This is a genomic window from Akkermansia sp. RCC_12PD (assembly GCF_036417355.1).
In the GTDB taxonomy this organism is placed as follows: domain Bacteria; phylum Verrucomicrobiota; class Verrucomicrobiia; order Verrucomicrobiales; family Akkermansiaceae; genus Akkermansia.
The window spans coordinates 2,178,664-2,193,297 of sequence record NZ_CP143889.1; the positions used below are offsets into that span (position 1 = coordinate 2,178,664).

14 protein-coding genes are annotated in these 14,634 nt (G+C 57.5%); 10 read left to right on the forward strand and 4 right to left on the reverse strand.

All coding sequences use genetic code 11. From position 1 onward, the window contains the following. Positions 1-158 precede the first annotated feature (158 nt). Positions 159-1,136 carry a metallophosphoesterase gene (locus V3C20_RS09205; RefSeq protein ID WP_130084564.1) on the reverse strand — a complete coding sequence of 326 codons (978 nt, stop codon included), beginning with the start codon at positions 1,134-1,136 and terminating at the stop codon, positions 159-161. On the opposite strand from V3C20_RS09205, the gene V3C20_RS09210 reads away from it, so the two are divergent. After that, complete coding sequence (locus V3C20_RS09210; RefSeq protein WP_130084563.1) at positions 1,135-1,464, forward strand: hypothetical protein; 330 nt, start codon at positions 1,135-1,137, stop codon at positions 1,462-1,464. The two genes, V3C20_RS09205 and V3C20_RS09210, sit on opposite strands and share 2 nt — an antisense overlap. Positions 1,465-1,593: 129 nt before the next feature. Here V3C20_RS09210 and V3C20_RS09215 read toward each other — a convergent pair whose 3' ends face one another. Next, positions 1,594-2,817, reverse strand: coding sequence for a saccharopine dehydrogenase family protein (locus tag V3C20_RS09215; protein ID WP_130084562.1), 1,224 nt, complete (start codon positions 2,815-2,817; stop codon positions 1,594-1,596). Between the two features lie 666 nt (positions 2,818-3,483). Here V3C20_RS09215 and V3C20_RS09220 point away from each other — a divergent pair. Then, the gene (locus tag V3C20_RS09220) at positions 3,484-4,449 is read left to right on the forward strand and encodes a thioredoxin family protein (protein WP_130084561.1); all 966 of its coding nucleotides are present in this window, start codon (positions 3,484-3,486) and stop codon (positions 4,447-4,449) included. 283 nt (positions 4,450-4,732) lie between these two features. On the opposite strand, the gene V3C20_RS09225 is transcribed toward V3C20_RS09220, so the two are convergent. Continuing rightward, entirely contained in the window at positions 4,733-6,865 is a 2,133-nt protein-coding gene (locus tag V3C20_RS09225; RefSeq protein WP_130084560.1) for an alpha-L-fucosidase, read from the reverse strand. 143 nt (positions 6,866-7,008) lie between these two features. Here V3C20_RS09225 and V3C20_RS09230 point away from each other — a divergent pair, with 143 nt between their 5' ends. The 8 genes from V3C20_RS09230 to V3C20_RS09265 all read left to right on the forward strand — a co-directional run bounded on the left by V3C20_RS09230 (position 7,009) and on the right by V3C20_RS09265 (position 13,867). Beyond that, positions 7,009-8,868 carry a peptide ABC transporter substrate-binding protein gene (locus V3C20_RS09230; RefSeq protein ID WP_130084559.1) on the forward strand — a complete coding sequence of 620 codons (1,860 nt, stop codon included), beginning with the start codon at positions 7,009-7,011 and terminating at the stop codon, positions 8,866-8,868. Positions 8,869-8,873: 5 nt separating this feature from the next. After that, positions 8,874-9,788 (forward strand): ABC transporter permease, encoded by a 915-nt coding sequence (locus tag V3C20_RS09235; protein WP_130084585.1) that lies wholly within the window; start codon positions 8,874-8,876, stop codon positions 9,786-9,788. After that, entirely contained in the window at positions 9,785-10,741 is a 957-nt protein-coding gene (locus V3C20_RS09240) for an ABC transporter permease (RefSeq protein WP_130084558.1), read from the forward strand. Before V3C20_RS09235 ends, V3C20_RS09240 begins: the two co-directional genes overlap by 4 nt. Before the next feature lie 12 nt (positions 10,742-10,753). Beyond that, a complete protein-coding gene (locus V3C20_RS09245; protein ID WP_130084557.1) occupies positions 10,754-11,116 on the forward strand; it encodes a DMT family protein in 363 nt (120 codons plus the stop codon). Positions 11,117-11,200: 84 nt separating this feature from the next. Further along, the gene (locus V3C20_RS09250) at positions 11,201-11,398 is read left to right on the forward strand and encodes a hypothetical protein (RefSeq protein WP_149873794.1); all 198 of its coding nucleotides are present in this window, start codon (positions 11,201-11,203) and stop codon (positions 11,396-11,398) included. Positions 11,399-11,683: 285 nt separating this feature from the next. Then, a complete protein-coding gene (locus V3C20_RS09255; protein WP_330935359.1) occupies positions 11,684-12,052 on the forward strand; it encodes a hypothetical protein in 369 nt (122 codons plus the stop codon). Then, positions 11,946-12,842: a tyrosine--tRNA ligase gene (gene tyrS / locus V3C20_RS09260; RefSeq protein WP_330935360.1), complete on the forward strand. Its 897-nt coding sequence runs from the start codon at positions 11,946-11,948 to the stop codon at positions 12,840-12,842. The genes V3C20_RS09255 and tyrS overlap by 107 nt, the downstream gene beginning before the upstream one ends. Before the next feature lie 38 nt (positions 12,843-12,880). After that, positions 12,881-13,867 (forward strand): bile acid:sodium symporter family protein, encoded by a 987-nt coding sequence (locus V3C20_RS09265; RefSeq protein ID WP_130084554.1) that lies wholly within the window; start codon positions 12,881-12,883, stop codon positions 13,865-13,867. Between the two features lie 222 nt (positions 13,868-14,089). Here V3C20_RS09265 and V3C20_RS09270 read toward each other — a convergent pair whose 3' ends face one another. Further along, positions 14,090-14,446, reverse strand: a complete 357-nt coding sequence (locus tag V3C20_RS09270; protein ID WP_130084553.1) for a hypothetical protein — start codon at positions 14,444-14,446, stop codon at positions 14,090-14,092. Between the last annotated feature and the right edge of the window lie 188 nt (positions 14,447-14,634).

Below are 14,634 nucleotides of genomic sequence, written 5' to 3' on the forward strand. Positions count from 1 at the left end.
AATTTTCTGTGAGCTTGAGGTTGGCGCTGTCCGGCAGAAGGGAGGCGGGCATGTTCCTTCTTTCTGCCCTGGCATTCCAAGGTGGAAGGGAGTTTATCCGGAAAGCTCAAGCGCGTCCAGTTTCCTTTCCGGTGAACAGGGAAGGAATGTTCTTTCCTTTAATCCATCGGGATCCGGTAGGAAGGGAGTTTCTTGAATTCGTCGCTTTGCGGACCCTTGTCCGTGGTGCCGTTGTTGGGGGCGGCGTAGGTGTCCAGCGTCATGGAGTCCGGATGGATGGTCAGGATGTAGTAGGCCGTGATGCCGGAACGGTACTGGAGGGTCTTGACCCGGGATTTTGTGGGCAGCAGCAGCGGCAGAGGCAGCACCTTGTTCCCGGCGGGGGCGCAGATGAGGGAGGTCAGCCTGTGCTTCCTGTCCGGGGAGGTAATCGTGTAGAGGTCGTGGGCGTGCAGGTGTCCCGTGACGACAAAGCGCACGCCGGCTTCCCGGAGGTTGCGGTAAAAGATGTTCTGTTGTTCGGCGGCGCTGTCGTTGTAGCGGCCCCACAGGCATTCCCGGAATTGCATGGGCGTTTGCAGGGTCCGGTGAGTGAACACCAGGCAATGGCGGGGGACGGAGTTCGCCTTGTTCCTGTTTCTCTTGATCCACGCGCTGAAGTCCACAAGCTGGGCCGGAGTCAGGTCGATGTCCATGAAGTACAGGGAGGCATTCTTGTGGCGGATGCCGTAGTTGAGCTTTCTGGTCGCCAGTCCCTTGGCCTCCTGTTTGCGGGTGGGCAGGAAGAGTTCGCGGAATTGAACGGCGCGCCCGGGAATGGCTTCGTGGTTGCCGCGCAGGGCGTAGAAGGGAATGCCTTTTTCCTCCAACATTTTGTTGAGTTCCTTGCGTTTGGCAAGTCCCTTGACGGGTGCGCTTCCCTGAATGTCCGCCATGTCGCCCACCTGGATGACCATGTCCACCTGGTGCTTCAGGATCTCTCCGTAGAGGGTCTTGATGAAATTGACGGCCACGCCTTCGCTTCCTTCCATGCGAGGGGGCGCGTCGTGCGTATCTCCGATGATGGCGATTTTCCAAGGTTCTTCCGCCCACGCAATTTGAAGCAGAAAGATGAAGAACAGGGCAATGAATCTCATGGCTTCCCCATTATTGTCAGGGATCTTCCTTCATGCCAGAAAAAAATCCCGGATGCGCCCTGCGGGTTTCATTCCCGTTCCTTTTGGAAAAGGAGGCGGCAAATCCCGTTTTCTTCCCCATCCGGCAGGGGAAGAGGGAAGGGAGCCGCATCCGGATATCATCCTGTGGAACGCCCCGGCTATGGACGGGCTGAAAAAAACAATGGACGTCGCGGTTTCTCCCCTGCGCCAGTCGGCATACCGGGGCCACGGTCCCCAAGAGCCGGGGCAGGCGCGGCGGGTTCCGGGAGAGGACAGAAAGCCCGGTCTTTTTCCCGGCTCGGAATGAAGCCCCCGGCGGCACTGCAAAGACTCGGTCACGAAAACAGTACGTCATGGGAAAGGGAATAAAAAGGACCGTCCCTGCCGTGAGGCGGAACGGTCCTGAAAAGGGGAAGAAACCGGGAGACGGAGGGAGTTACTGGACTTGCAGGTTTTTCGCCTGTTCTTCCGTGAGTTCGATGCAGTGCCAGGGCAGGCCGCGCTTGTTGAGCTCCTCCATGAACGGATCCGGGTCGTTCTGCTCCATGTTGAAGACTCCGGCTCCGGACCATTTGCCCGTGAGGATCATTTCCGCGCCGATCATGGCGGGAACTCCCGTGGTGTAGGAGATGGCCTGGGAGCCTACTTCCTCAAAGCATTTTTCGTGGTCGCAAATGTTGTAGATGTACACGGCCTTGAATTTGCCGTCCTTGACGCCGGTGATGACATTGCCGATGCAGGTTTTTCCCTTGGTCGTTTTGCCAAGGTCTCCGGGGTTCGGCAACACGGCTTTCAAGAATTGCAGCGGAATGATTTCCACGCCGTTGTACGTGACCGGGTCAATGCGGGTCAGGCCCACATTCTGCAGCACTTCCAGGTGCTTGAGGTAGTTCGGGGAAAAGGACATCCAGAATTGAGCCCGGCGGATGGTAGGGATGTGCTTGACCAGGCTTTCCATTTCTTCATGGTACATGCGGTAGATTTCATAGGTGCCCACTTCCTGCGGGCAGTTGAAGCTCTGGTGCATGCTCATGGCGGGCGTTTCCCGGAAGGCTCCGTTTTCCCAGTGGCGGCAGGGGGCCGTCACCTCGCGGATGTTGATTTCCGGGTTGAAATTGGTGGCGAAGGCCTTGCCGTGGTCGCCGCCGTTGACGTCGATGATGTCCAGCGTGTGGATTTCATCAAAATGGTGCTTGAGCGCCCAGGCCGTGAAGACGTTGGTCACACCCGGATCAAATCCGGAGCCGAGCAGGGCGAAGAGCCCGGCTTTGCGGAATTTGTCTTGGTACGCCCACTGCCAGGAGTATTCGAATTTGGCTACGTCCCGGGGTTCATAGTTGGCGGTGTCCAGATAGTTGACGCCGGTTTCCAGGCAGGCGTCCATCAGGGTGAGGTCCTGGTAGGGAAGGGCCACATTGATCAGCAATTGCGGCTTTACCTCCCGGATGAGGGCTACAGTGGAGGGTACGTCGTCCGCATCTACGGCATGGGTGGTGATGCTGATGCCCGTTCTGGCGCGCACGTCGTCCGCAATGGCGTCACATTTGCTTTTTGTGCGGGAAGCCAGGTGAATGTTCTGAAAAATTTCCGGCAGTTGAGCGCATTTATTGGCTACTACATGGCCTACGCCGCCTGCTCCGATGATTAAAACTGTATTCATGACAGGTCCAGTACATAAGGGAAAAGAGGCTGAAAGGCAATCCCGGAATTGGTGCAATAGTGTCACTCCCCCCGTGTTGCCGGAAGAGCGGATTCTCCCGCAAGCCGTCTTTCGTTTTACAAAAGGGAGAATGTTGAATTTTGGATATTTTTAAAAATGATTGGGATAAAGGGTGGCATCCGGCAGGCACCGTCTTAATGTGAAATCCTAGCCATGGCCAGATGCCTTCTGCCGATAGTTGTTGCCGATTGCACCCTGTTTTGCCGTGGAAGGATGGCTGACCGGTATGGACGCTGCCAGAAAGAAAGTTGCCGAACAGTATGGCATGGCGGGATTTCCGGTCCGTAGTGTTTGCGGATGCTTCCGGCAAGTCTTTCGGCGTTTTGTGGGGAAATGCCCAGGGAAGACGTTATAAAAGCCATGCAGAACAAGGAAGCCCTCCAGGCGGCGGAAATCTGCGTTGCGAAGGCTTCCACGGATGAGCCAGGTCGCGGCGTGGAATGTTTCCCGATTCCTTCCTATGGGAAATAAGGATGGCGTTTGATGGCCGTATTTGGTCCATCTGTCATTTTCACCGGATATGATGCGCCATTTTGGTTGTTTTCTAAAAATGATTGAACGGGAGATTGACGGCGTGTGTCCGACCCTTCAATATTGATTGTAGCTATGATTAGACAAATTCTGCCAATAGTTGTTGCCGCCTGCATCGCACCCTGCTTTGCCGCGGAGGGATGGCTGACCGATATGGACGCCGCCAAAAAGGAAGCTGCCGAACAGAAGAAGGACTTGATGATCGAGTTCACCGGTTCCGACTGGTGTCCGCCCTGCATGCAGCTCCGCGCCAATGTGTTCAGCAAGCCTGATTTCCAGAAGGAAGCTCAAAAGAACTTTGTGCTGCTGGAACTGGATTATCCGCGCGGCAAGGAACAGTCCGCTGAAATGAAGGCGGCCAATCAGAAGCTTGCCGAACAGTACGGCGTGACGGGATTTCCGACCGTAGTATTTGCGGATGCTTCCGGCAAGCCCTTTGGAGGCTTTGTTGGCGGAAGGCCCAGGGAAGACGTCGTGAAAGCCATGCAGGACGCCCTGAAGAATAAGGAAGCCCTCCAGGCGGCGGAAGCCAGCGTTGCGAAGGCTTCCACGGATGAAGCCAAGGTTGCTGCGCTAATGGAAGTTCTTAAGCTGGCCCCCAAAGAGTATGTGGACAATTTCTACGGTGACGTGAAAGCGGAAATCAAGAAGCTGGACAAGGACGACAAGTCCGGTCTGAAAGCTGCGGATGCCCACGCCGACCAGCTCAAGAAGGAACGGAAGGAAGTGCAGGATTACCTGGCCGGCAAAATGACGGCCAATACCACGCCCGCCGAAGCTCTTCAGGTAGTGAAGTCCTATCCCGACCGCGACAAACTTCTTCCGGAAACCCAGCAGGAATTGCTGATGATGGAATTCGGCACTTTCCTGAATTCTACAGGTGATGTGGACGGCGCCGTACTGATTCTGGACAAGGTCGCGGAATTGAAGCCTGGTACGGAAGCGGGCCAGCAGGCCCCCCGCATCAAGGCTGGAATCCTTGCCAACAAGGACCGGATCAAGGCTCAGATTGAAGCTGCTAAAAAAGCTCAGAACAAGTAGCTGACACTGTTTTTTCCCTCCTGATACGGGGGAGTGCCCCGCAACGGCCCGCATGGCCATTGCGGGGTTTTTTATGCTTGCGGAAGCCATTTGCGTGAACAAGTGCGGAAGAAACCTGCGCTGCCTGAGGAAATGTTGTTCCGTACGTTCCTTTGATGGTTTTTGCAGGAACGGGAAGCAGCTCGAAGGACGGCCCATGAGTCTTCCTATAGAATAAAAGCCGGCCCCGGATGATACCGGGACCGACTTGTTGCCTTGTCTGTTTCCTGATGTAAAAGAGAGGTTATTGAAGCTTGATGACGGTATCCCATTTGTCCCAGGACATGCCTTCGGGAAGCGTGATTTTGTACTGGCCGTCTTCCTTCTCCAGCTTGGCTTTCTTTCCGTTGAACTTGCCGTCCACGATTATTGTCGCCTTAGTGAATTTCTCACCCGTATCCTTGATGAACAGGTGTTCGGAACCTTTCAGTTCTTTTCCTTTCTGCGCAATCAGGGGGCTGACGTGGAGGTAAACGGTTTTTTTGCCGTTGCGGTTCATTTTGTAGCAGCTTCCGCCCCAGGGCATATCCTTGTAGGGGCCGCCGCGCGTGCCGTAGATAGCCTCACGGTAGGGGGCGATCCACTTGCCCATGGCCAGGAAGGTATCGGCCTGTTCGGGGACGAAGGTGCCCAGCGGAGTCGGCCCGATGTTGTAAAGCAGGTTTCCGTCCTTGACTGTGTTGTTGATCAGGAATTTGATGGATTCTTCCAGTGGCTTGACTTTGGCTTTGGAGGTGTAGGACCAGTTGCCTGTCCAGCGGGTGCCGGGAATGTCGGCCACTGTCATGCAGCTTTCCCAGGGAGTTTTGTCATTGAACGGTCCCAGCTTGCATTCCGGAGTCAGAAAATCGCCTTTCAGGTCTTCCGCCAGGGGACCCTTGTTGCCTCCTCTGGTGCCGTTCATGCGGTTGTTGATCAGAATGTCGGGCTGGTATTGCTTGATGCGGCGGATCATGGTGCGGGGATCCCACTGGTTGAGGGAGCTGTTGCCCAGGTTGTCGAACCAGATGATGTCCACCTGCCCGTAGCGGGTAAGCAGTTCGCTGATTTGTCCGAAGTAATATTCCAGATAGCGGTAATGCTGGTTGGTCAGGTAATAGGGGTTGTACCAGTCCCGTCCGGAGTAGTAGAAGCCTAGTTTAAGCCCGGCCGCATGCACCGCCGCTGCAAATTGGCCCACAATGTCCTTGCCGTAAGGGGTATTGGTGATGGTAAACGTATCGTAGGCAGAGGGGAAGTTGCAGAAACTGTCGTGGTGCTTGCTCGTCAGCACGGCATATTTCATGCCGCTCTTCCTGGCGACGGATATCCATTTTTTGGGGTCATATTGTTTGGGATTGAAACGGCGGTAAGTGGAATCGTATTCGAAATCCATGACGTTTTTCTTGCCGCTGTTGCTGTCAAAGGGACGGGCGGCATTGCGTTCCCAACTGATTTCCCGTTCCAGCAATGAGGAAGGGTTCCAGTGGATGAACATGCCAAATTTGGCGTCTCGGAACCATTGGAGCTGTTCTTCATTGGCCTTGAAGTCGAAGAGCCGGTTAATGGCTTCATTGACCAGGTCGCGGTCCTTGACCGGGGAGAAGATGTTTTTCTCCGGAGTGAAGACCACCAAGCCCTCGGCCATGGGCTGAAGCCGGAAATTGGGTACGGGCGCCTTCTCCTTGTCCCCCAGCCAGAGATTGAGTTTCAGCGCCCTGGCTGCGTTGCCTATTTCGTAGGCTTTCTGGCCCCCCGCTTCCTCCATGATCTCGTCGGGCAGTTCCTTTTTGAAAACGGCTTGAACAAAAGGCTGGTTTACATAGATTTTCCCGTTTTCCCGGAAGGGCCGGATATCTTCAGGAAGAGGCACCCGTTCGTTATTGACCATGGCGTAGGGTGAACCGTGGAGCTGGCCGGTTTCCACGGTGAAATAGACGGCGTCTTTGAGTTTTTCCGACAGCTCTTTCTGAAGGGCATCCACATTTTCCTGGTAGGTGTTGGCGGAATCAAAGCGGTTATTGATGCTTTCCGCCTGTTTTTCCGTGATCACCGGACCTATCCACGGACTGGCAATGGCGTCTTTCGTGCCGCTGCCCACGATGATGCGGAAGTACTGGCCTGCGTCCTTGTCCGTCAGCGTGTACGATTCCTTGTCCTTTCCCTGCTGGACAAGAATGGGTTTGCCGTTTCTCGAATCACTCCTTTCCCAGCGGATGACGGGACTGGCAGGTTCGTCGTCCGGGGTGCTGTAGCGGCTTTCCAACGTGGTTCCCGTTATTTCTTCCCCATTGATCCAGGCCCTGAGCCAGGGGGCCGTGTCTGCCGCCGCTGCCGCCAGGGAGGCGCCTGCAAACAAGGCCAGGAGGCAAAACAGATGATGTTTGAATTTAAACATGGAAAAATGATAGGGGGATATTCGGGAAAAGCCAGTTTGGAGTGCAGACGACCAGGAAAAGACCAGAATCACGTCAGCCCGCAAAGTGAATTTCTTTCAGGTGAAATCTTGCGTGGACAGCGGAAACCTGACAGAATCCGGCCATGCGCCTGTTCATGATTTTCTGCGTGATGTTCCTGCTTGCAGGATGCGACACGCATACCAGCGTGGAACGGGCGCAGGAAGACGGGATTCTGATTGTGGGTAATAACACGGAGCCCCAGAGTTTTGATCCGCACGTAGCCACCTCCGTTTCCGACTTCAAGATCATCAATGCCGTGATGGAGGGGCTGCTGCGCGGGGATTCCCGGAAGGATTCCGTTTTTCATCCCGCCGTGGCGGAATCGTGGGCGCACAATCCGGAAGCGGACGTATGGCGGTTTTTCCTGCGGAAGGATGCCGTGTGGAGCGACGGGACTCCGCTGACGGCCCATGACTTCGTGTATGCCTATCATCGCTTGTTGCATCCGGAATTCGGCGGCAGGTATGCGGATATGCTTTATCCCCTGAAGAATGCGGAGGCGTACAACAGGAATTTCCGCAGTCTGATTTTATGCGGTCCCGGCTCCGCATTTGCCGCGGAATACAGGCTGGATGCGGCCCTGATGGACTGCGTGGACTGGAAGAAGCTGGACGGCATGGATGCCCCGGAACTGGAAGAACTGGCCCGGGAGCCGTTCCTGATGGAATGGCCCGCCGGAATGCCGGCGGGTGCCGCAAAACGGATGGCGGCCATCATGCTGGAAGACGTCCGCGCCGGACGCCCTGATTTGTGGGATGCCGCGCATGTGGGCGCGCGCGCCGTGGACGACCATACCCTGGAGCTGGCGATGCGCTCCCCGATGCCCCAGCTTCCCCTGCTGCTTTTGCACTGCACCTGGTTTCCGGTCCCCCGCCATGCAGTGGAGGCCCATGGAGGCATGCTGAGCCGGGCGGGGGCATGGACCAGGCCCGGAGCGGCCGTGGGCAACGGTCCTTTTGTGATGGCGGAGCACCGTTTCAATGACTATGTGGAGGTGAGGCGGAATCCCCGGTACCGGAATGCCGCGGCGGTCCGCCTGAACGGAGTCCGCTTTCTTCCCACCGTGAACGGATTTACGGAAACCCGCATGTTTTTCAACGGCAAGATGCACGTGACCAACAACGTGCCGCCGGAGATGACGGCGTACGCACGGGAGCGCGGCGGCGCGGACTTCTGCCAGGACGATTATTACGTGACTATTTTTTACCGGCTGAATACCGGGCACGGGCCGTTGAAGGACGCCCGCGTGCGGAAGGCCCTTTCCATGGCCGTGGACAGGGAGGCGCTGGTGCGGGACGTGGTGTGCGGGGGAGGCCAGCCGTGCTTCGGCTTCACGCCGCACGGCGCGGGGTACAGCACGCCGCACGGCGTGGAATTCAATCCGGAAAAGGCGCGCGCCCTGCTGGCGGAGGCCGGGTTTCCCGGTGGGGAGGGATTCCCCCGGCTGGAATTGATGACTACTTCCCGCGAGGTGCAGAAGACGATGGCGGAGGCCATCCAGGGCATGTGGAAAAAACACTTGGGGATTCATGTGGAGATACGTTCCTGTGAATGGACCGCCTACAAATTCGCCCAAAATTCCATGCAGTATGATTTGAGTTCCTCCTCCTGGTCCGGGGATTACCTGGACCCGTCCAGTTTTCTGGATTTGTGGAGCGCCGCTTCCGGCAACAACAACACGGGCTGGTCACATCCGGAATATGAACGCCTGCTGGCGGAAAGCCGGGCCACGGGGGACCAGACAAAGCGCATGGCCCTGCTGGCCCGCGCGGAAGCCCTGATGCTGTCGGAATCCCCCGTGATTCCGCTGTACTGGGCCAGGCGCTCCTACCTGAAGAGGCCGGAGGTGCAGGGCTGGCATCCCCTCCTGCTGGACAACCATTTGTTTGAAGATATCAGCCTGCGCGCCCCGCAGGCCGCAAGAAAGGGGGAACGGCCGTGACCAGGATGATCCTGAAACGCATGGGGCAGGGGATCCTGGTCCTCTTTGTGCTGGAAACGGTGACGTTTTTCCTGATCCGCATGCTCCCCGGCCACCCCTTCATGGGGGAAAAGAAGCTGCCCGAACACGTTCTGCACCAGTTGCAGGCCAGTTACGGGCTGGACCAGAGCGCCCTTGTCCAGTACGGGCGCTATTGGTGGAACATGCTGGCCCACGGCGACCTGGGGCCTTCCCTGGTGAAGGAGGGCATCAGCGTGGCGGACATGATCGGGCAGTCCTTCCCGGTTTCCCTCCATCTGGGCGTCCTCGGCATGGTGATTTCCATCATGGTGGGGATTCCCGCCGGCATTCTGGGCGCCCTGTATAAAAACCGCTGGATTGACTGGTGGGTGATGCTGGTGTCCATGGCGGGCATCTGCGTTCCCGCCTTCGTCGTGGCTCCGCTGCTGGGCGTGGGGCTGGGTATGCATGTGCCCGGCCTGAGCGTGGCGGGGTGGGACACCCCCGGCTGCGTGCTGCTGCCGGCTCTGACGCTGGGTCTCGTAAACGCCGCCTACCTCGCCCGGCTGACGCGCGGCGGCATGCTTGAGGTTCTGAGCCAGGATTTCATCAGGACGGCCCGAGCCAAGGGAGCAGGGCCTTTCCGGGTAGTCTGGAAGCATGCCCTGCGTGGCGGCCTGATTCCGGCCATTTCCTATCTGGGGCCGGCTTTTGCCGCCATGATTACCGGCTCTTTCGTGGTGGAAACCTGCTTTCAGGTGCCCGGAATGGGCCAGCACTTCGTGAACGCTACCACGGACCGGGATTATTTCCTCATCCAGGGGCTGGTGTTGTTTTACGGCATTCTGATCGTCGCGGCCAATCTGGCTGTAGACCTGGTTCAGATGGCCGTTAACCCGAGACTGAGAGTGGAGTCATGAAAAAAGAAAGCCTGAACGTGCCGGAGGAACAGGGTTCCTCTCTGTGGAAGGACGCTTTTCTGCGGCTTTCTAGAAACAGTGCGGCCATGTGCTCCCTGCTGGCCCTGGTCCTGATCGTGGCCTCCTGTTTTCTGGTGCCCCTGCTGCCGTGGCTTCCGCATCCCAATGTGCAGGACCTGTCGCGCATCGCGGAAGCCCCTTCCTGGGACCACTGGTTCGGCACGGACCAGCTGGGGCGGGATCTTCTGGCGCGCGTGCTGTACGGCGGCCGCATCTCCCTGCTGGTCGGCGTGGTCGCCACGGGCGTGTCCCTGGTCATCGGCGTGGCGTATGGCTTGGTTTCCGGCTATGCCGGGGGCAGGCTGGATGCCCTGATGATGCGCCTGGTGGACGTGCTTTTCGCTCTGCCGTTCATTGTGCTGGTGATCATTTTCTCCCTCTCCGTGGAGGACCCTTCCCGGCAGCTCACGCAGTGGATATCCGACATTACCGGATGGTCCGTGGAAATGGTGAGCCCCATTACCGGGCTTATTCCGCTCTTCATTGCCATCGGTGCGCTGGGGTGGCTTACGCTGGCGCGTATCGTCCGCACGCAGACTCTGGAATTGAAAGGGCGGGAATTTGTGGAGGCGGCCCGTTCCCTGGGCTTAGGGCATGTAAAAATCCTCTTCCGCCACATAGCTCCGAATTTGTTCGGCTCCGTGATCGTGTACACGACGCTGGCCGTACCGGGAATCATGCTGCTGGAAGCCGTCCTTTCCTTTCTGGGATTGGGCGTAAAGGCCCCCAATTCTTCCTGGGGCACGCTCATCAAGGAGGGAGCGGACCGGATGGAAGTGAGCCCGGAACTGCTCCTGTTCCCGGCCCTGCTGTTCTCCGTGACCCTGCTGGCGCTGAATTTTCTGGGGGACGGACTGCGGGACGCGCTGGACCCGAAGTCCTCCAAGGATTGATTTTTTAAAAGAATGAAAGTTGCTTTGACGATTGCGATGCTGGTCGTTTCCAACGTCTTCATGACGTGGGCATGGTACGGCCATTTGAAGAAGGGTTCCCCGGTGGACGACAAACCCCTGCTGCTCATTATCCTGATGAGCTGGGGGCTGGCGTTCTTTGAATATTGCTTTATGATTCCCGCCAACCGTATCGGCAATGCGGGCGGCCTGAACGTGGCGCAGCTCAAAATTATGCAGGAGGTGATCACGCTGTGCGTCTTTGTGCCCTTCGCCCTGTTCTACATCGGGGAGAAATGGAAGTGGGATTACCTCTGGGCTTTCCTGTGCGTGCTGGGAGCTGTTTTCTTTGTCAATAGGGAGCGTTTGATGGGGTGACAGACTTTTTCCCTTCGTATTTCATGTCCAAAGTGGTCTTACTCTTTGTATATGAAAATTAAAATAATAACTATTCTTGCAGCAATGGCCGCCGTCGTCCTGGCCGCGGGCTGCCACCATCATGACCGCGACTATTACCGGCCCGGTCCCTCCCACCATTACAATCACAACAACCACGACAACGGCTGGCACAACAACCAGAACAGGCCCGGTCCCAGGCCGCGTCCGCATTACGCCGCCGTTCAGCGTACCACTTATCCTCACCTTTACCGTACCATCTGAGGCATCCGCCTTTTGCCCGGAGATTCCGGAGCACCGCATCCCGTGAACAGGGGCCTGCCGGTCTCTCCGCGGCGGATAAGTACACGGCAATATTCTTTCGGCTACATCCGTATGGCCATCCAGGCGCACGGACGGGAGGGAGCGGATTTGTTCCGGCGCATGGCTGCGGTTCCGGCCGGGCGTTTGCCGGGTCTAATGCTTCGCGCACAGGATATAAGCTTGAAAAGGTACGGGGCCCCCGGCACTCTATGCGCCAGATCAATGACTATAGATGAGCAATTAGACATGTTGATGGGCGGCACCGCCGTCGTGATCAGCCGTGAAGAGTTGAAGGAACGCCTCAAGCTGGGGCGCCCCCTGCGTGTGAAACTGGGTGTGGACCCTACTGCGCCAGACATTCACCTCGGTCATACGGTGGCCATTGAAAAGCTGCGCCAGTTCCAGGAACTGGGCCATCAGGCCGTCTTGCTCATCGGGGACTTTACCGCCACCATCGGAGACCCCAGCGGCCGTTCCGTGACGCGTCCCCCCCCTGTCCCGCGAACAGGTGCTGGCCAATGCGGAGACGTATACCAAGCAGGCTTTCAAGATTCTGGACCGGGACAAGACGGAAATTGTGTACAACGGGGACTGGTTCCGCAAGATGTCTTATGAAGAGGTGCTGAAACTCAATGCTCGCGTCACCATGCAGCAGATGCTGGCACGCGAGGACTTCAAGGCCCGCATGGAAAGCGGCAAGGAGGTGCGCCTGCACGAAATCCAGTATCCGATCATGCAGGGCTGGGATTCCGTGGAAATCCGTGCGGACGTGGAGCTGGGAGGCACGGACCAGTTATTCAACATTCTGGTGGGGCGCGATTTACAGAAAGAGCAGGGCATGATGCCCCAGATAGCCATGACGATGCCTCTGCTGGAGGGGCTGGACGGCGTGCGCAAGATGTCCAAATCCTACGGAAACTACGTGGGCGTGGATGAAGCGCCGGAAATGATGTTCGGCAAGATGATGAGCGCCAGCGATGAGCTGATGGACCGCTACTACCTCGTTCTTCTGGGGGAAAAGCGGGATATGGAACTGCACCCCATGGAAGCCAAAAAGCTGCTGGCCTGGAAGATCACGGCCCGCTACCATGACGCCGCCGCTGCGGACGCCGCGCGCGCGGACTGGGAAACCCGTTTTTCCAAAAGGGATCTCGCCGCCGCGGACTTGCCGGAAGTGGAGCTCTCCTCCCTGCCCGGCGGAATGAATGCTCTGGCCTTGGTGGGCTTCATCTTTGAAACGGTATTCCAGTTGAAAAAATCCAACGGCGTGCTGCGCAAGGAGCATTTCACTCCCGGCGCCATCCAGTTGAACGACGTCAAGGTGACGGACCCCTCTTCCGCGCTTGAACTGGCGCCCGGCAGCATTCTGCGTCTGAGCAGGAAGCACGCCGTGCGTTTCAAGTAAGGGGGGGAATTCCCTCCTCTTTCATCATTCTTTTTTCCATGCCGGGATTCCTTTCCAAATTGGACCGTTTCACCGTCGGCCTGGTGGTAAGCGTGAGCGCGGGGATTCTGGTTCCTTGTTCCGGCGTGTGGGATACCGTCTTCAGCCGCTTGAGCGATGCCGCCATCATCCTGCTCTTTTTCCTGTACGGAGCCAAGCTTTCCCGCCGCTCCGTGTGGGAGGGGCTGATGCACTGGCGGCTTCAGAGCCTGGTGGCCGCGAGCACTTTCGTGATCTTTCCCCTGCTGGGCATCCTGAGCATTCCCATGTGGAATGCCGTGCTGGGGCCCGACCTGTGCATGGGGATGCTCTACGTGTGCATGCTGCCTTCTACCGTCCAGTCCAGCATTGCGTTCACCTCCATGGCGGGAGGCAATGTGGCGGCGGCCATTTGTTCCGCTTCTGTTTCCAGCCTGCTGGGGGTGTTTTTGACTCCTCTTCTCGTGGGGCTGGTATGGTCGCGCGGCGGGTCGGACGGTGTGGACTTTTCTACCTTCCTGAACATTTGCTACATTATCCTGGTGCCGTTTGTGGCCGGGCAGGCCGCCCAGCGCTGGATAGGCAAATGGGTGGTGGCGCACAGGAACGTCACTTCCTGGACGGACCACAGCACGATCTGGCTGGTTATTTACACGGCGTTCAGCCATGCCATGATCAACGGCGTCTGGAAGAACCTGCCCTGGCTTTCCCTGGTGGAGGTGCTGGGGTTCTGCTCCGTTCTACTGGCGGTCGTTCTCTGGCTGACGGCTTTTCTTTCCCGCAGGCTCCGTTTTTCACGGGAAGACCGGATTGCGATCATCTTCTGCGGTTCCAAAAAAAGCCTAGCTACCGGCATCCCGATGATGAACGTGATTTTTGCCGGTTCCCCCATCGGTCTGCTGGTCATCCCCATCATGATTTTCCACCAGCTCCAGTTGATGGTTTGTTCCATCCTGGCCCGGAGGTGGGGCAGGGACCTGGAGGACAAGAAGGACGGTTCCCTGTAGGCAGGGAGAGCCGGGATGCCGATCATGGAACGCGGAAGGCTTCTTTTCACGCAGGAGAAGGCTGTTTGCCGGAAACCATGCGCATGGAAAATCCACCCGGCATGATTAATGGCTCCTGGAACAGGAACGAGGACATCTCTTTTCCTCCCTCCCTGGCCGGAAATCCTGCCGGAATCGTGAATTCCCTGTTCCCGGCGTTTCCGTCTGGAAAAGGAGTGTGCGTCAATTCCCGGTAAGGCGCAGGATTCCGTCATTCTGGATGTCCCTGCCCGGAACGATGGCATGGCTTCCCCGTTCCGGGATTTTTGCCGTTACGGACCTGTTGCGGAATTTGTCCATGAAGCGGTGGAAGGATTCCATGTCTTCCGGGACGATCTTGATTTCCGTATACGCGGGGTCGGCCAGCACTTCCGTAATGTCCACCCGGAAGGATCCCACTCCATTGCCGTCCGGAGTGTAGAATTCCAGGGATTCCTCCGGGGAATGGGGGTGCATGAAGAACAGGAAGAACATGATGCCCAGCGCAATCAGAGTGACGACGGTCACCGGAAGATTTTTTCTGAACGGTCTGATATGCATGTATTCTTCTCCTTTCTTTGGCAAGGTTATGGATTTTAAAGGGGCATGTCAACTCCTCCGGGCGGTTGCCATGACGCGGAAGGGAGGCGCGGTTTCTTCTTCCGCGGGGCACCGTTGCCGGGGGCGTGCCCTGAAAAAGGGTTGCGTCCGAGGGGCATTGTGGTAGCGTTTGCGTATAGACGGAGCCC